15 protein-coding genes are annotated in these 17,107 nt (G+C 64.7%); 7 read left to right on the top strand and 8 right to left on the bottom strand.

From position 1 onward, the window contains the following. The first annotated feature begins 25 nt into the window (after positions 1-25). Both PPA02S_RS05790 and PPA02S_RS05785 read left to right on the top strand, forming a co-directional pair. Positions 26-631 carry a helix-turn-helix transcriptional regulator gene (locus tag PPA02S_RS05790; RefSeq protein WP_028634033.1) on the top strand — a complete coding sequence of 202 codons (606 nt, stop codon included), beginning with the start codon at positions 26-28 and terminating at the stop codon, positions 629-631. Between the two features lie 78 nt (positions 632-709). Continuing rightward, positions 710-1,708, top strand: coding sequence for a threonine/serine dehydratase (locus tag PPA02S_RS05785; protein ID WP_028634034.1), 999 nt, complete (start codon positions 710-712; stop codon positions 1,706-1,708). 18 nt (positions 1,709-1,726) lie between these two features. Here PPA02S_RS05785 and codA read toward each other — a convergent pair whose 3' ends face one another. The 3 genes from codA to PPA02S_RS05770 are packed head-to-tail and all read right to left on the bottom strand — an operon-like array spanning position 1,727 to position 4,331. After that, positions 1,727-2,968: a cytosine deaminase gene (codA, locus tag PPA02S_RS05780; RefSeq protein WP_028634035.1), complete on the bottom strand. Its 1,242-nt coding sequence runs from the start codon at positions 2,966-2,968 to the stop codon at positions 1,727-1,729. A 56-nt stretch (positions 2,969-3,024) separates the two neighbouring features. Continuing rightward, entirely contained in the window at positions 3,025-3,687 is a 663-nt protein-coding gene (gene tenA, locus PPA02S_RS05775; RefSeq protein ID WP_028634036.1) for a thiaminase II, read from the bottom strand. Next, positions 3,684-4,331: a TenA family protein gene (locus PPA02S_RS05770; RefSeq protein WP_028634037.1), complete on the bottom strand. Its 648-nt coding sequence runs from the start codon at positions 4,329-4,331 to the stop codon at positions 3,684-3,686. The genes tenA and PPA02S_RS05770 overlap by 4 nt, the downstream gene beginning before the upstream one ends. A 162-nt stretch (positions 4,332-4,493) precedes the next feature. On the opposite strand from PPA02S_RS05770, the gene PPA02S_RS05765 reads away from it, so the two are divergent. Continuing rightward, positions 4,494-6,719: a putative bifunctional diguanylate cyclase/phosphodiesterase gene (locus tag PPA02S_RS05765; RefSeq protein ID WP_028634038.1), complete on the top strand. Its 2,226-nt coding sequence runs from the start codon at positions 4,494-4,496 to the stop codon at positions 6,717-6,719. A gap of 78 nt (positions 6,720-6,797) precedes the next feature. Then, the gene (locus PPA02S_RS05760; RefSeq protein WP_028634039.1) at positions 6,798-7,748 is read left to right on the top strand and encodes a site-specific integrase; all 951 of its coding nucleotides are present in this window, start codon (positions 6,798-6,800) and stop codon (positions 7,746-7,748) included. On the opposite strand, the gene PPA02S_RS05755 is transcribed toward PPA02S_RS05760, so the two are convergent. Next, the gene (locus PPA02S_RS05755; RefSeq protein WP_028634040.1) at positions 7,738-8,889 is read right to left on the bottom strand and encodes a glycerate kinase; all 1,152 of its coding nucleotides are present in this window, start codon (positions 8,887-8,889) and stop codon (positions 7,738-7,740) included. The two genes, PPA02S_RS05760 and PPA02S_RS05755, sit on opposite strands and share 11 nt — an antisense overlap. 108 nt (positions 8,890-8,997) lie before the next feature. Beyond that, positions 8,998-10,095 carry a sugar diacid recognition domain-containing protein gene (locus PPA02S_RS05750; protein ID WP_028634041.1) on the bottom strand — a complete coding sequence of 366 codons (1,098 nt, stop codon included), beginning with the start codon at positions 10,093-10,095 and terminating at the stop codon, positions 8,998-9,000. Positions 10,096-10,256: 161 nt separating this feature from the next. On the opposite strand from PPA02S_RS05750, the gene PPA02S_RS05745 reads away from it, so the two are divergent. Next, complete coding sequence (locus tag PPA02S_RS05745) at positions 10,257-11,582, top strand: MFS transporter (RefSeq protein ID WP_028634042.1); 1,326 nt, start codon at positions 10,257-10,259, stop codon at positions 11,580-11,582. A gap of 143 nt (positions 11,583-11,725) precedes the next feature. Then, a complete protein-coding gene (locus PPA02S_RS05740) occupies positions 11,726-13,258 on the top strand; it encodes an FAD-dependent oxidoreductase (RefSeq protein ID WP_028634043.1) in 1,533 nt (510 codons plus the stop codon). A gap of 69 nt (positions 13,259-13,327) precedes the next feature. Here PPA02S_RS05740 and PPA02S_RS05735 read toward each other — a convergent pair whose 3' ends face one another. Together PPA02S_RS05735 and PPA02S_RS05730 are read right to left on the bottom strand one after the other, a co-directional pair. Then, entirely contained in the window at positions 13,328-14,026 is a 699-nt protein-coding gene (locus PPA02S_RS05735) for a TraX family protein (protein ID WP_028634044.1), read from the bottom strand. Between the two features lie 3 nt (positions 14,027-14,029). Further along, a complete protein-coding gene (locus PPA02S_RS05730) occupies positions 14,030-15,106 on the bottom strand; it encodes a metal-dependent hydrolase (RefSeq protein WP_028634045.1) in 1,077 nt (358 codons plus the stop codon). 165 nt (positions 15,107-15,271) lie between these two features. Here PPA02S_RS05730 and PPA02S_RS05725 point away from each other — a divergent pair, with 165 nt between their 5' ends. Next, a complete protein-coding gene (locus tag PPA02S_RS05725; RefSeq protein WP_028634046.1) occupies positions 15,272-16,156 on the top strand; it encodes an alpha/beta hydrolase in 885 nt (294 codons plus the stop codon). Positions 16,157-16,169: 13 nt separating this feature from the next. Here PPA02S_RS05725 and PPA02S_RS05720 read toward each other — a convergent pair whose 3' ends face one another. Continuing rightward, positions 16,170-16,901, bottom strand: coding sequence for a hypothetical protein (locus PPA02S_RS05720; RefSeq protein WP_028634047.1), 732 nt, complete (start codon positions 16,899-16,901; stop codon positions 16,170-16,172). Positions 16,902-17,107 lie beyond the last annotated feature (206 nt).

Here is a 17,107-nt window from a genome sequence, read left to right as displayed (position 1 = left end):
ACGCAACGCTCAAGGCCTCATCGACATGACCCTGCAGAACTACAAGGCAATCGCCGACAGCATCTCGCTGCTGCTTTATCCCCACGCCGAGGTCATCGTGCATGACCTGGCCAGCCAGACCGTGGTGTACATCGCCAACAACTTCTCCCAACGCCAGTTGGGGGATGACTCCGCCATTGATGACGAGCTGGACGCCCTGCTGGAGGGTGTCAACCTGGGGCCTTACGAGAAGCTCAACTGGAATGGCCAGAAGGTACGCGCCATCAGTACGGTGCTGCGCAACGAGGCGGGCGTTGCCGAACACCTGATGTGCATCAACCTGAATGTGTCGGTACTCGAACAGGCGCACGCGGCGCTGGAAGCGTTCTTCCAGGTAAGCCGCGTTGTGGCCAAACCCGATGCGTTGTTTCGCAATGATTGGCAGGAACGCATCAATACCTTCCTCCATGGATGGCTGCAGGCCAATGGCCTCTCGCTGCAGACATTGAAGATGAAAGACAAGCGCACACTGGTGCAGGCGCTACACGCCGAGGGTGCATTCGAGGGGCGCAGCGGTGCGGACTACGTGGCCAATGTGCTGAGCATGGGGCGGGCGACGGTGTACAAGTACCTGAAAGACCTCAAACGCTGACGAGACATCCCCGCTGTTGATGCGCGCAGACATAAATTCTATTATGGACATATATTCCATTTTAGATTGGGACCTGTCATGCCCCTTACTGCTTCTCTCAAACAGATTGATGGTTCAGTGCTCGATGCACTCTACGAATCAATCACTCAAGCGCACAGCACACTGCGCCCCGCCGTCAGCATTACCCCGCTTGAATACAGCCCTGGCCTGTCCACCATTACGGGCTGCCAGGTGCTGCTCAAGTGCGAGCACTTGCAGCACACTGGTTCATTCAAGTTTCGCGGAGCCAGCAACAAGATCCGCCTGCTGGATGAAGGTGGGCGGCAGAGCGGTGTGATTGCTGCATCTTCTGGCAACCATGGGCAGGCGCTGGCGTTGGCCGGCCAGCGGGCCGGAGTGCCCGTGACCGTTTACACCAGCACGTCTGCCTCCGCCTATAAAGTGCAGGCCATGCGCGCGCTGGGTGCACAGGTCATCAGTTTGCCGACAGACCCGCTCAGCGTTGAACTGGAAGCGGCCAGGCAGGCGCAAGCCCAGGGCAAGGTGTTCGTATCCCCCTACAACGACCTGCAGGTCATCGCCGGCCAAGGCACCATCGGCATCGAGCTGTTCGAACAGGCACCCGACCTGGATGCCGTATTCGTTGCCGTGGGCGGTGGCGGCATGATTGCCGGTATTGCCACTGCCTTACGGTCCCTGAAACCCGGTACGCACATCGTTGGCTGCTGGCCAGAAAACGACCCGGCCCTGCAACGCTCCCTGGAGGCCGGCGAAATCATCGACATCGACGCGCAGCCTACGCTGTCCGACGGCACTGCTGGGGGTGTGGAGCCCGGCAGCATCACCCTACCGCTGTGCCAGGCGCTACTGAGCGATACGGTGCTGGTCAGTGAGGACGAAATAAAAGCTGCCATGCGCGACATTGCCCGCCATGAGCGCTGGATCATCGAAGGCGCTGCGGCGGTCGCTGTGGCCGGCATGCACAAGCTCGCCGCACGCTACCAAGGCAAGCGTGTAGCGGTGGTGCTGTGCGGCCGGAATATCGTGCTGGAGCAGTTCTGCCAAGCCATCAGCTGAACGCTCCCCTATGTGGCCTCATCCCCGCCTGTGCACCTGGGCCGGCGTGCGGCGCATCAGCACCTCCCCATGGCGTATCGACACCAGCGCATGGCCCTGGCTACGGACCATTTCGTAGTCATCCGGCGCCGACAGCAGCAACAGGTTGGCCGGCCTGCCCACTTCGATGCCGTAGCGCTCACCCAGGTTGAGGGTGCGGGCGCTGTTTTCGGTGATCAGGTCCAGGCAACGCTGCAGGTCCTCGTACCCCAGCATGTGGCAGATGTGCAGCCCGGCTTCCAGAATGCGCAGGATGTTGCCGTTGCCCAGCGGGTACCAAGGGTCGACGATCGAATCCTGACCGAAGCACACGTTCATGCCGGCGCGGTCGATTTCCGCGACACGGGTCACGCCCCGCCGCTTGGGGTAGTTGTCGAAGCGGCCTTGCAGGTGGATGCTCTCGGTGGGGCATGAGACGAAGTTGATGCCCGAGCGTTTCAGCAGGCGGAACAGCTTGGAGCAGTAGGCGTTGTCGTACGACCCCATCGCCACGGTATGGCTGGCCGTAACCCGGGGGCCCATCTGCCGTACCCGTGCTTCCTCGGCCAACACCTCGAGAAAGCGCGACTGCGGGTCGTCGGTTTCGTCGCAATGCACATCCACCAGGCAGCCGCTGCGCTCAGCCAGGTCCATCAGGAACTTCAACGAGGCCACGCCTTGCTCGCGGGTGTTCTCGAAATGCGGGATGCCGCCCACCACGTCGGCACCGATGGCAATCGCCTCGGTCATCAGCGCCCGGCCATTGGGGTAGGACTCGATGCCCTCCTGGGGGAAGGCAACGATCTGCAGGTCTACCAGGTGGCGCACGTCCTCGCGGACCTCGACCATGGCCTTGAGTGCGACCAGGCCGGGTTCGGTGACATCCACGTGGGTACGCACGTGCTGGATGCCGTGGTCCACCAGCATGTCGATGGTTTTCTTGGCCCGGGCCTTGATGTCGTCGTGGGTAGTGGTTTCTTTGCGCTGTGCCCAGCGCTCGATCCCCTCGAACAAAGTGCCGCTCATGTTCCACTCCGGCTCCCCCGCCGTCAGCGTCGCGTCCAGGTGGATGTGCGGCTCGACGAAGGGCGGCACTACCAGGTTCTGGGCCGCGTCCAGGTCATCGGCAGCCCCAGGCGCGACAACGTCGGGCTGGGGCACGATGGCGGCGATGGCGGCACCGTTCAATTCGATGCGAAACAGGCCAGGCCTGCCACGCAGGCGGGCGTTGATGACGTTCATGCCGTTGCTCCTCGTTCACTACCTGGGGTTGCGTGCTGGGCAGGTTGCCCCTGGCCTCAGGCTGCGTCCAGCCCCATTTGCCAGAAATCCGCCTCCAGGTTCGACGCCTGGGCGAAAGTGCCCACCAGCTCGGCAAAGCGTTGTTCGGTCATGCTGCGGGTGGCCAGTTCGTCCAGATGCCTACGTGCCGCTGCGGCCACCGCCTGATACGCCGGCCCGGCATATTCGCCGATCCACTCGCGATACGGGTGTTGGCTGAGGTCACCGACCTGCTCGGCCAGCGCCTGGCCGATTTCGGCGTAGCCGATCACGCATGGCGCCAGTGCCACGTGCAGCTCCAGCAGGTCGCCAGCCGCCCCGCAGTCCAGCACGTAGCGGGTGTAAGCGACGGTGGCCGGGTGTTCTGCTGCCGCTTCGATATCGGCCTGGCTCAGGCCCCACCGGGCGCACAAGCGCAGGTGCAGGTCGGTTTCGTCCAGAATCGCCGTCAACCCGGCCTGGGCTGCGCGGATATCCGCCGGGCGCCGGCTCTTGTAGGCGGCCAGCGCCCAGGCCCGGGCGAACTGGATCAGGAACAGGTAGTCCTGAACCAGGTAATGACGAAACGCCGCCTCGCTCAAGGTGCCCTCGCCCATCTGGCGCACGAAGTCGTGGTCCACGTAACGCTGCCACTGTGGTGTGGCGGCCGCTTTCAAGCGCGCGAAGATATCCATGCTCATTGGCCCTCCGGGTAAACGGCGTCGAAGAATGCCAGCTCCAGCGCCACGGTACGCTGGTAGAAGTCCGTGGCCAGGGCAGCTTCGGCAGGGCCAACGCGGTCAAGCTCCGCCTGGAGAAAGGCAACGAAGGCTTGAAAAGCGGGGTTGTCGTGCAACGTGATCCACTCGGCGTGCACAAAGTGCTGCGGCAGCGGCTTCGGTGCCTTCAGCGCCCAATCCAGGTACAGGCCTTCGGCCACGTTGAGCACTGCCAGCGCTGCAGCATACGACCGGGTGGCAGCCGCCTCGCGCATGATCGCCTTGAACCCTGCAGTGGGCGCCGTATCCGCCGGCTCGCTGCGTTGGGCCGGGCTTACAGCCAGTGCGTCGAAGGCCCGCAGGAAGTAGGTGTTCTCATCGCTGGAAATCATGCCGGTGAAACGCCCAAGGCGCAGGCGCGCCTCGAAGGTGTCTGCGGTGGCGATGGCTGCGCCCAGCAGGGTCAGGAAGCTGTCGAGAAAACGGTGGTCCTGTACCAGGTAGTCGACCATCACGCGGTCTGGCAGGGTGCCGTCGCACAGTTGGGTCACGAAACGGTGGCCGGTGGCCGCGCACCAGGTTGGCTCGCATTGGCGACGCAGGGCCTGGTTGAAACGTTCGGTCATGAGAGTGCCTTCGATCAAGGGATGGCAGACCTATACCGCAATGCTTGTGCCCCTGTCACGCCGCGCCGGGCAAAAGAACAAAGGCTAATTGCCACCAGTCACCGTGCTGTCATCTTCCTGTCGTATTGTTGTGGCCTCACCCAGGGTCGGGAACTATCAGAAGTGATTCGTCGTTCGCTTTCTTCCGCCAGCCTGCTACGGCTGCTGATCCTGTTGCTGTGTGCTGCCACGCTGGCGTTCCTCTGGGGGCTGCATGTCTCGCAGAAAGCGTCGGCCGGGCAAGACGCGCTGGCGGCCAAAGCCGCCGAACACCTGAACCTGGCCAGCATCATCGGCCAGAACCTGCGCCAGGCACTCGACCGCGGCCAGGCCGACGACCCTGCATTCAAGCGCCTGGGCCTTTATGACCGGCACGGCCGCCTGCTATCGGCTACCCTGCCCGACGCCCCCGCCCAGCTGCCCAAGCCTTGGCTCGCGCAGTTGGAAAGGCAACTGGCGGTATACGGTGCCAAGCCATTTCTGGCTCAAGTACTGCCTCATGAAGGCGCAGCCCTGAGGGCCCTGGTGCCCCTTGATGGGGGCGACAATGGCAAGGTCCTGCTGCTTCAGTTGCAGCCCCTCTACCTGGCAGAACTGCTGCACCCTGTCGACCTGGGAAGCGGCGGCCGGGTCAGCCTCGTGCAGGATGACGGGTTGGAGCGCCTGCGCATCAATGGCCGCGGTGTGGCGGCTATCGAAAGCCCGCTGCAGCCAGCCTTGAGTGGCCGCGGTGCGGGGGCCGGGTTGCTCACCCAGTACGGCGCGGGCGACGCCTACCAAAGCCTCTATAGGCGGTTACCCGAACGCGGGCTCAGCGTGGTGGTGAGCCAACCCCAGGCGGAAATCGTCACCCCTTCGCAGCTGGCCTACGCCAGGCAGTTCTGGCTGAACCTGGGCATGACCCTGATGATTCTTGCCAGCCTGGCCTGGACCCTACGCCTGCTACGTAAACGCCAGGAAGCGTTCAGCGCGCTGGAGCATGCCCAGCAGGTCAACCAGCAGTTGATCGGCCGCCTGGAGGACGAACACCGGCGTAGCAGCCATGCCGCCGCCACCGACCACCTCAGCGGCCTGCACAACCGCCGCCAGTTCGTCGAAGTGGCCGCGCTGGCCCTGACTCGCCAGCGTGGGCGGCGGCAGTTGATGGCGATCCTGTTCATCGACATGGACCGCTTCAAGTCGATCAACGACTCATTGGGGCACAAGATTGGCGACCTGCTGCTGCAGGCCGTTGCCGGTCGTATTCAGCGCTTGCTGGAGCCCGGGGACGAGGCGTCGCGCTTCGGCGGCGATGAATTTGTGGTGTTGCTGGCCGGCGAGCGCAGCGAAGACCAGATCAACGCCTGGGTCGGTGAGCTGGTGCGCAGGCTCTCGGCCACCTATGCCCTGGACGGCCAGGAGGTCAACACCAGCCCCAGCGTTGGCGTCAGCATCTGCCCGCGCGATGGCCAGGACATCGACAGCCTGATCCGCAGCGCCGACGCCGCCATGTATTCGGCCAAGCAGGCCGGGCGTGCGCAGTACCGGTTCTTCGACCCGTCGCTAAACCTCGCGGATATTCAGGCGTTTACCCTGGAACAGGCGTTCGGCAGCGGGTTGGCGGCGCGCCAGTTCGTGCTGCACTACCAGCCACAGATCCATCTGGATACCCATCAGGTGGTGGGTTACGAAGCGCTGGTACGCTGGGACCACCCCGAATTCGGCCTGCTCTACCCAGACCGGTTCATCGGCCTGGCCGAGCGCAGCGGTTTTATTGTCGAGCTGGGCTGGGAAGTGCTGCGCCTGGCCTGCGAGGCGCTGGCAGGCTGGGCCGCCGAAGGGCGGGAGGCACGCCTGGCGGTGAATGTGTCCGCCCTGCAGTTGCGCCAGGCGGACTTCGCCAGCCGCCTGCTCGATGGGTTGCACAGCCATGGCATTGCACCGGGGCAACTGGAGCTGGAAATCACCGAAACCACCATCCTGGACCCCGAAGGCCCGGGCGTTGAGCACCTGCATCGGCTGCGTCTGGCGGGGCTAGGCATCAGCCTGGACGATTTTGGCCGCGGCTACGCAGGCTTTGCCCACCTGCACTCGCTGCCGTTGAGCAAGTTGAAGATCGATCGGTCGTTGATCGCCTCACTGTCCAACAGCCCTGACGACAGCCCGATCGTCTCGTCCACCATTATTCTGGCCAAGCGGTTGGGCTTGGCAGTGGTGGCCGAGGGGGTCGAAACCCGTGAGCAGGTGGTGTGTTTGAAGCTGGCCGGGTGCGATATCGCCCAGGGCTATCACTTCAGCCGCCCGCTGTCCGATGCGCAGTTACGCGAGTACGCGCCGTTCAAAGAGGTGGAAGAGAAAGTCGCTTACTGATACCGGCAGCTCCAATTACCGCACCCGCGCATTTTGTAGGTATCGTATAGGCCTCGCACACCCCGCTGGCCCCGGACCATGACCGATATAGACCTCTACCTGCGCGCTGCCACCCGTGACAACACCCGGCGCAGCTACCAGGCGGCCATCGACCACTTCGAAACCCACTGGGGCGGCTTCCTGCCGGCCACGGCCGACAGCATTGCCCGCTACCTGGCCGATCACGCCAACCAGCACGCGGTGAGCACGTTGCGCCAGCGCCTGGCAGCGCTTAGCCAGTGGCACATCAGCCAAGGCTTTCCCGACCCCACCAAAGCGCCGCTGGTGCGCCAGGTGCTGCGCGGTATCCGCACCCTCCACCCCGCGCCGCCACGGCAGGCGGCGCCGTTGCTGTTGCAGCACCTGCAAACCGCAGTGGGCTGTTTTGAGCAGGAGGCGCGCCTGGCCCGCGAACAGCACGACTTGCACACATTGCGGCGGGCGAGGCGTGACAGCGCCCTGTTGCTGTTGGGTTTCTGGCGCGGTTTTCGCGGGGATGAACTGGCGCGGCTGCGGGTGGAGCACATTCAGGCCGAACCCGGTGTCGGCATCACCCTGTTTCTGCCACGCAGCAAAGGTGACAGAGAGGCGCTGGGGGTGCAGCACCGCACCCCTGCCCTCAAGGCCCTGTGCCCGGTAACGGCGTACCTGCAATGGCTGGAGGTGGCGGGCATTGCCCACGGCCCGGTGTTCCGCAAGCTTGACCGCTGGGGCAACCTGGGCGATGCCCCGCTCAACAGCAACAGCCTGGTCGGCGTGTTGCGGCGCATGCTGGAGCGCGCCGGGGTGCCGGCGGCGTTGTACACCGGGCACTCCCTGCGCCGCGGTTTCGCCACTTGGGCCACGGCCAACGGCTGGGAGCTCAAGGCGCTGATGAGCTATGTGGGCTGGAAAGATGCCAAGTCTGCGTTGCGCTACATCGACGCCACGCAGCGTTTCGGTGAACTCGCCCTGCTGCCGGCCAGCCCGCTGCCGGCCCTTACGCCCTGACTGACCGCTGGTGAGCACACTGCCACAGGCGGCCGATATCGCAGGCGCGGGCCCGTAACAGCCGGGCCGCATCGGTACAGGCCTGATCCAGGCTGATCGGCCCGTCAGCCAACGCAAACGCAGCGTCCACCCCGTGGGCGTAGAGCTGCTGATAGCCCTCCCCCAACGTACCTGCCAGCACCACTACCGGCACGTCATGGCGCTTGGCGACCCGCGCCACGCCCATGGGCGTTTTGCCGCGCAGGGTCTGGGCGTCGAAACGGCCTTCGCCCGTCACGACCAGGTCCGCGCCCTGAACCAAGGCATCCAGCCCCGTCAGTTCAGCCACCACTTCTACCCCCGGGCGGAATTGCGCGCCCATGAACGCCCTGGCGGCAAAGCCCATGCCGCCTGCAGCGCCACTCCCCGGGAAGTCGCGCACATCCTGGCCCAGCAGGCGCGCACAATGGTCGGCAAAATGGCCGAGCGCCTTGTCCAGCGCCTGCACCTGCTCGGGGCTCGCACCTTTTTGCGGCCCGAAGATCGCCGATGCACCGTGCGCGCCGCACAGTGGGTTGTCGACGTCTGCGGCGACTTCAAACTGCACCTCGGCCAAGCGTGGGTCGAGGTCGCTGGCGTCGACCCTGGCCAGGCCTGCCAAGCCCAAACCACCCTCGACCAGCGGTTGCCCGTGGGCGTCCAGCAAGCGCAGGCCCAGCGCCCGCAACATGCCGCTGCCAGCATCGTTGGTGGCACTGCCTCCAATCGCCAACACCACACGCCTGGCCCCAGCCGCCAGCGCTGCCGCAATCAACTCGCCGGTGCCCCATGTGCTGCTGCGGCAGGCATCCCGCTGACCGGTAGGCACCAACTGCAGGCCGCTGGCCTGGGCCATTTCAATGATTGCGGTGCGGTTCTGCGGCAGCCAGCCCCACCCTGCCTCCACCTTTTGCCCCAATGGCCCACGCACGGTCTGCCGGCGCAACTCTCCGTCGCTTGCCGCCAGGATGGCCTCCATGGTGCCCTCACCGCCGTCGGCCATCGGGCACTCGATCAATTCGGCCTTGGGCAGCGCTTCGTGCAGGCCGTTGGCAATGGCACGGGCTACCCCGGCCGCGTCGAGGCTGTCCTTGAACGAGTCGGGCGCGATGACGATTTTCATGGTGATGCTCCTGTCCTGATAGCGGCATGCTGACACCTGGCAACGCCAGCGGCCTCAGTCAAATGCACAACGCTACGCGGAGGTTGTTTGGGCAACTGCCTGTGCTGGTCAGCCAGCGGGCAGCAACTGCAAACCCAGGTACAGGCTGAGCATGCCCTCCATGCGCAGCGGGTCCACCTCGCCCAGCTCGGCGATGCGCTCCAGGCGATAGCGCAAGCTGTTGCGGTGGATGCCCAGCGCGTCGGCACAGGCCTGGCTCTGCCCGTCATGGGCACACCAGGCACGCAAGGTGGCAAGCAACTGCCCGTTGCCATCCTTGGCGCGGATGCGTTGCAGCGGCTCCAGCAGCTCGTCCAGGGCGTCATCGTTGCGGTGGCGCCACAGCATTGCCGGCAGCCTGTAGCGGTGCAGGCTCAACAACTGTTCCCCGGGCAGCACTTCCCTACCGTAGGCGAGCAGGTCGCGGACCCGGCGATAGCCCCGGCGCAGTTGCTCCAACCCTTGGGCCACGCTGCCAAGCGCCAGGCGCTCGACAACCCAGCCATGGCGTTGCAGGCGTTCGAGCAGGCGTGCTTCATCCAGCGCAGCGCCTGCCGGGCGGCACCACAGCAGCGATTGGCGCGCAGGGCTCACGCACCAGCTGTCGGGGTAGCGGCTTATCAGCCAGGCGGCCAACGCCTCGGCGTCAGGGCCCGAGGCCAGTTCAAACAGGCACGGCACCCGCGGCAGCTGAGGCTTGAGGCCCAGTTGCCGCGCTTCATCGAGTAGCCGTGGCGAATCGCCCGCGCCACCCAGCAGCAACGCCAGCAGGTCATCGCAGCGCTGACGGCGCCATTGCTGATCGGCCTGCAGGTGACGCTGGGCCAGCAGCATCTCGGCAGTCATGCGCACCAGTTCGGCGTAGGTCCGCACCTGTTGCGGGTCTCCGGTAAGGCCCAGTACGCCCATCAGCCGGCCATCGAGCATCAGCGGCAGGTTCACGCCCGGTTGCACGCCCTTCAGGCAGCGTGCAGCATCGGTATCCAGCTCGACGATGCGCCCGTTGGCCAACACCAGTTGCGCGCCCTCGTGGCGGGTATTTACCCGTTCAGGCTCGCCACTGCCCAGAATCAGCCCTTGGCTGTCCATGACATTGACGTTGCACGGCAGAATGGCCATCGCCCGGTCGACAATATCCTGCGCCAGGTCGTGGTCGAGTTCGAACATTCAAGGGTCCTTGCAAGCGAGCGATTGGGCCAGGGCACAGCAGTGGCTGGCCGGTGCTGTGCAAAAGCACAAAGACAGGCATGCCGCCGTCCCCGAGACTCGGTGGGGCGAGCGCCGGCACAGGCGACGCGGCGACAACCATAACAACAGAGAACCCGATCATGGCACACAGCCCCGCCCCTGACCACGGCACGGACACCGAGCGTAACGCACTGTACCGGCGCATTACCCTGCGGTTGATTCCGTTCATTTTCATCTGCTACCTGTTCAACTACCTGGACCGCGTCAACGTCGGCTTTGCCAAGCTGCAGATGCTCGACGCGCTCAACTTCAGCGAAACCATCTACGGCCTCGGCGCCGGCATCTTTTTCATCGGCTACGTGCTGTGCGGCTTGCCCAGCAACCTGGCGCTCAACCGCTTCGGCCCGCGGCGCTGGATTGCCCTGATGATGATCGCCTGGGGCAGCTTGTCCACCTGCCTGCTGTTCGTCACCACCCCCACCGAGTTCTATGCCCTGCGCCTGCTCACTGGCGCTGCCGAAGCGGGCTTCTTCCCCGGTGTAGTGCTGTACCTTTCGCGCTGGTTCCCGGCAGCGCGTCGGGGCCGCATCATGGCCCTGTTCATGTCGGCCATCCCGGTTTCGGGGTTGCTGGGTGGGCCGTTCTCCGGCTGGATCCTCGAGCATTTCGCCGCAGGCCAGCACGGCCTGGCCGGCTGGCAGTGGATGTTCCTGATTCAGGGCCTGCCGACCGTGGCGCTGGGTGCGCTGGCGGTGTTCCTGCTCAGTGACGGCCACCAGAAGGCCCACTGGTTGAGTACCCGCGAACGCCAGCTGATCGCCGCCGACCTGCAGGCCGACGCCGACGCCAAGCCCCGCACCTCTGGCGACACCGTGCGGGCGGTGCTGACCAACCCGCTGATCTGGACATTTGGTTTCGTGTACTTCTGCATCCAGAGTGGCGTTTACGCCATCAACTTCTGGCTGCCGTCGATCATCAAGAACATGGGCTTCGACAACCCGCTGCTGATCGGCTGGCTCAGTGCCATTCCGTACCTGCTGGCCGGTGTGTTCATGATTCTGTGTGGCCGCTCGGCCGACCTGCGCAACGAGCGGCGCTGGCACCTTGTCGTGCCGATGCTGATGGGTGCAGCAGGGCTGCTGATTGCGGTGAACTTCGCTGGCACGCCGACCATCGCCATTCTGGGCCTGTCCATTGCCACCATGGGCGCACTGACCGGCCTGCCGATGTTCTGGCCCATGCCCACTGCCCTCCTGAGCGCAGGCGCCGCCGTCGCAGGCTTGGCCATCATCAACTCGGTGGGCCAGATGGCCGGGTTCCTCAGCCCGTATCTGGTGGGCTTCATCAAGGACCAGACCGGTTCGACCGACGCTGCGCTGTATTCCCTGGCGGCACTGATCGTGCTGGGCAGCCTGGTGGCCCTGCGGGTTACCCGGAGTGGTGTGGTAGGCGGTGTTCACCGGTAGAGTTTCAGCGCCTGGAAGATAGAGCGCCGCGCGTGCGGCGCTCCATCCTACAGACGGAACATCCCTGCCGGTCGTCAGCCCAACGCATCACCCTCCCCCGACCGGCGTCATAACCTCCAGAGCCCTTCCCTGGAGAAACGCCCATGACCCACCACGCCGTAGCCCATCTGAGCGACCTCGATGATCAGCGCCCCCTGCGTGTGCAGGCTGGCAGTGAAGAGCTCATCCTGCTGCGCCAAGGTGACCAGGTACACGCCTTCCAAGGCACCTGCCCCCATGCCGGCGCCCCGCTCGACGAAGGCCGTGTCTGTGACGGCATGCTGATTTGCCCGTGGCACAAGGCCGCGTTTGCCCTTGGCGATGGCGCAGTCTGCGAGCCGCCGGCACTCACGGGCTTGCAACGCTACAAGGCCTGGGTCCAGGACGCGCGGGTATGGGTGGATGATCGCCCGCTACCCAAGCCCCAGCCAGCCCGGCGCAGCGATGCCCGCTGCTTCGTGGTGGTTGGTGCCGGCGCGGCAGGTACTGCGGCGGTCGCCACACTGTTGGATCAAGGCTTCGCCGGCCGCCTGGTGTGGATTGACCAGGAGCGCCACCCCGCCTATGACCGCACGGCGCTCAGCAAATTTGTGCTTGCCGGTAAAATGCCGCCCGACGAGGTACCCGCGTTGCTGGAGCCCGATGACCTGCGCAAGGGGCAGCTGGAACGCAAGCACGCCAAGGTGCGCTCGCTGAATAGCCAGAAACGCCAGCTGCTGCTGGCTGACGGGCAGAGCATCGACTATGACGCCTGCCTGGTGGCGACGGGCGCCAAGCCGAAGCGCGTGGACGTGCCAGGTAGCACGCTTGCCGGCGTGTGTACCTTGCGTACCCGCGATGACGCCGAGCAATTGCTCGACGCAGCCACCCCGGGGGAGCCCGTGGTTATCGTCGGCGATGGCTTCATCGGCCTGGAGGCTGCCTCGGCGCTCTGTGAGTACGGCGCCCAGGTGCATGTGGTAAGCCGCCACGAAGTGCCCCTGGCCAAACAGCTGGGCGAGCGAATTGGTAAAAGCATCCGTGCGCTGCACCAAAGCAAGGGCGTCACCTTTCACGGCCCGGCAGATGTCGTTGCAATTGAAGGCGATGAACAGGCGCAAGCCGTGTTGCTGAGCACAGGTGAACGGTTGGCCACCGCGCTGGTACTGCTGGGTACCGGGGTTGAGCCCGTCACAAGCTTCATCCAGGGCGTGGCGCTGGCGGATGACAAGTCGCTGCAGGCCAACGGTGAAATGCGCGTGGCCGACGGCCTGTGGGCTGCAGGCGATATCGCCACCTTTCCGCTCTCAGGCCACGCGGTACGTATCGAGCACTGGCGCCTGGCCCAGCAGCACGGGGTGATCGCGGCAGCGAACATGCTCGGTGATAGGCGGCACTACGCAGATGTGCCCTACTTCTGGACCTTCCATCATGGCCAGCGCTACGAAAGGCTGGGGCATGCGCAGACGTGGGACCAGATAGAGTACGTGGGGGCACCGGAATCGGGTGACTTCATTGCCCTGCAGTGCACGGCTGGGCAAGTGCAGGCCGTGATCGCCAAGGGTTATGCCGATGCGATGATGGTGCTGTCTCAGCGTATGAGGCGGCCTCTGGACCTGGCCGAAGCCCTTGAGTTGATCGTGGTGCCCGTCAGTTGAAGCCGATGACCGCGGGCGATCCGGCTCCCAAGCCGGCTTGCCAGCGTCGGCTCACCCATCACGGTGAGCCTAACCTCCACCCATCAGCTTGATCAGCACCAGGTGCCCTGGGTAGAACGCATACCCCCACCGCCCCACGGCCGGTATTTCGGCCTTTGTACAGCGCAGTAAGGCAACCCCCAATGGGATGGCAAACAGTGCTGCACTGAGCACCAGCCATGTAAACGGCGCCAGCAAGTGCTCACGCAACCACCCATTGGTCAAGTTCCCCGCCATGGCCAGCAGGCACGGCACTAACCACCCAGCGCCACCGTGCCGACGTGCCAGCAGCCAGCCGGCAGGTAGCAACACCCCCGGCAAGCCATACATCAACCGATCGTTTGCCAGCCAGCCGCTTATCAGTGCTGCAAGACCCAGCAGGCGTGCCAAGCCCTGTTGATAGTGCACACCCCAGGCAACCAGCAGCCCCAACACCAGCGTTGGCATGATGCTGAACGTCAATGACCCACTGTCCAGCCAGCGATACACCGGTTCCGACAGCACGGTAAACACCAGCATCAAACCCAGGTACCGCAGGTTGCTGCGGGTACAGAGCGGCCCCGCCTCATTTCTGGCCACATTTACCGCAATGGCCAGGCAAAACAAAGGAAAGGCCACGCGCCCGACCACGAACAGCCCGTCGGCCTGCGGCCAGACAAAGCGCAGGTGGTCGGCGACCATGGTCAGCATCGCCAGCCATTTCACCAGGTCCAGGCCGGGTGCGCGCATGGGTCAATGCCCGGCTTCAGGAGGCTGCACGCCCAGGTAGCGAGAAGTCCAACTGGCCAGGGGGAGCGGTGGTTGCTGGGCGACTATGCGCCGCCAGATCAGCGCCAGGTCGTGCCCGTTGAACATGGACCCGGGGCCGCGTACCTGGTGCGCGGTAGGCGCCTGGATCACCCACTGCCCTTGGTCGTCCAGCTGGGCGAAGTCGAAGCGGAAACTGTAGTTGCCCGGCGTCCCCATGCGCAGGTCGGTCACCACCAGCGTGCGGCCCACTTGGTCATAGCGCAGCCAGTCGTCAGTGAACCAACGTAACCGTTGGTGCAATGGGTCGTTCGCCAATACCTCGGCCAGCGGCAGATGACGGGTGAGGCGCTGCATTTCTGGCGGGCCGCGGTCGAACAGGCTGCTGACACCTTCGTAGTAGATGCCACCGGGCGCCTTGGCCAGCACGCGCCACACCAGGCTGTTGAAGGCGATCGGGACCGCGCGCACCTCACTGGCCTGTATACCCTGAGCATCCAGTACGGCCTGGAAGCGGTGCTCCGCCACCATGCGGCTGCCAAGGCCAAAGCCCAAGTATGCGGTGCTGAATGCCAGTGCCAGGGCCATCAGGCGCGTGGCTTTCAACGTCACCCCCTTGCTGGCTGCGTACACCACCGCGCCCAGCAGTGGCAGCGTGTAGACCGGGTCGATGATGAACACCGCCGCCCAGCTTTGTGAGGTGAGTTGCAACGGCCAGAACAACTGGGTGCCATACACGGTGAAGGCATCGAGTACAGGGTGGGTTACCAGTACCAGCCAGAACGCCAGGAACAGCCTGGGCAATGTATAGCCCTTGCCAGGCCAGCTTTTGTTGACCAGCCATGCCAACAACAGCGCAAGGCCGGTGAGCACGAACAGGGAGTGGGAAAAGCCACGGTGGTAGGTCATCCGTGACACCGGGTCGGCGTAGCGGATGAGCACGTCCAGGTCGGGCACCGTTGCCAGCGCTGCCCCGTAGAGCAGCGAACGGCGGCCCTGGAGGCGGCCCAGCACGGTACCTTGCAGCGCCGCACCAAGAACGGCTTGGGTGATGGAGTCCAAGGGAAGGCCTTTGTCAGCGGGTATTAGCGCACGCTACCTGCATAGGGGCGCCCAGTGCAATTGCGGGGTCGCCCAGGCACGTGCCGAAACAGCTTGCAAACAAGCGGTGCGGCCGTTCGGTAACTTTTCTCACATTCGGGGCAGTGCATTTGATAAAAAGCCCGCATGCCTACTTTTATGTTTGCCCACCTGCGCCGCCGCTGGTTCAGCTGGCTGTGCGCCGCCCTGTTGCTGCTCGGGCTGCCGGCCGGCTGCTCCGTGTTGCAACACAAGGAACGGGAACTGGTGTTCCGTATCGAGCCGGGCCAGGCCAGTTGGTTCCATGGCCTGCCCAGCGGCATCCAGGAACTGGACCTGCGCCCGCGTACCTTCACCGATAACCAGAGCCTGCACGCCTGGTGGTGGCCCGCACAGCGCGCCAACGCCCCGGCCATCCTGTACCTGCACGGCGTGCGCTGGAACCTCACCGGCCAGCTGTTTCGCATCGAGCAGTTACATGCCATGGGCTATTCGGTGCTCGCCGTGGATTACCGCGGGTTTGGCCGTAGCCGCGGCGACCTGCCCTCGGAGGCCACCGTATACGAGGATGCGCGCATTGCCTGGGAGCGGTTCGCCCAGCTGCAGCCGGACCCTGCCAAGCGGCTGATTTTCGGCCATTCACTGGGCGGCGCGGTGGCGGTGGAACTGGCCAGCGAGCTGGCCCGTGATGCACGCGACAAGGCGGGCGTCGCCCCGGCACGGGGGCTGATTCTGGAGTCCACCTTCACCTCGCTCGGCGATGTGGCCGCCGTGGTGGCCAACACCTCACTGCCTGTGCGCTGGCTGATGTCGCAGAAATTCGACTCGCTGAACAAGATTCACGAAGTAGGGGTGCCGGTGTTGCTGGTGCATGGGCTGGACGACCGTTATGTGCCATCACGCTTCAGCCAGCAACTGTTCGAGGCAGCGCAAGAGCCCAAGACCTTGCTGCTGGTACCCGGCGCCACCCACAACAACAGCATGAGCCTGGCGGGCCAGCGCTATCGCAAGGCCATCCAGTCGTTGCTGTAGTCCCCGGCCACATTTACTGCACCGGCAGGAAGTTCATCAGCAACAAACTCTGCGCATAGTTCAGGCCAATACGGCGGTAGCGCTCATCCAGCAGCTCGGCCAGCAGGTCAAGGCGGGCCACCACCTTGCCAAACTCCACGGCAAAGCTCAGGTTGCTGCCCTCTTCTGACAGTTCGTTGGAGAACAACAGCAGTACGCCATTGGCATCCTGGCGCTGGCTGAGCATCCAGGTGGCCTTCTCGATGTTGCGCGCGGCGTTGTTGACGAACAGCGGGTCGATGGTGTCGGTGATGTAGAACTCGGTGCGCCCACCGTGCGCCGTGATCAGCATGCTGCCAATGGCATAGATGAAGGCGCCCACACGGTCCCCGCGAAATTCGGGGCTCAGGGCGTAGCTCAGGGCCGCCAGGTCGCGGCGGTTACCCAGCTGCGGCAGGGGTTGCCGTTGCTCGATGGCAATGCGGATCTGCCGCTCGGCGGTGGCGGCATCCAGGTAGCCGGACAGCTTCCACTGGCTGGGGTTGCGCAGGTACAGCTTGTTCATCAGCAGGTACAGGCTTTGCAGGTTGTCGCGCATCGCCAAGGTGGCCAGCCGGTCTACGCTGGTCTGGAACAGCTCGCTGGGCTTGCCGTCACTGAACTGGTTGACGATGTCACGCCCTTGCTGATGGCTGCAGGCGCACAGACATGTGAGGGCGCCTGCCAGCAGCAGGCGGAGTAACAGGTGGGGCTTGCACGCAACCATCGGCACCGGGTCGAAATCGGCGGCCACGCGGGGATCGCAGCGGCCTGGGCCTAGGATAGAGCGCCGAAAACGGAAAAAGTGCGGGTGGCTGTGGGGCGCGGCCCTCAAACGCTGGGTGAACAGCCCTGACACCGGGGCTGCTATGCAGACAACTTGCTTCGCAGGCAACCCACACCCATTGTGGGAGCGGTTTTACCCGCGAAGCA

Source organism: Pseudomonas parafulva NBRC 16636 = DSM 17004, from assembly GCF_000730645.1.
In the GTDB taxonomy this organism is placed as follows: Bacteria; Pseudomonadota; Gammaproteobacteria; order Pseudomonadales; family Pseudomonadaceae; genus Aquipseudomonas; species Aquipseudomonas parafulva.
The sequence above is the reverse complement of the archived record's forward strand: the minus strand, read 5'-3'. Positions and strand labels throughout refer to the sequence as shown.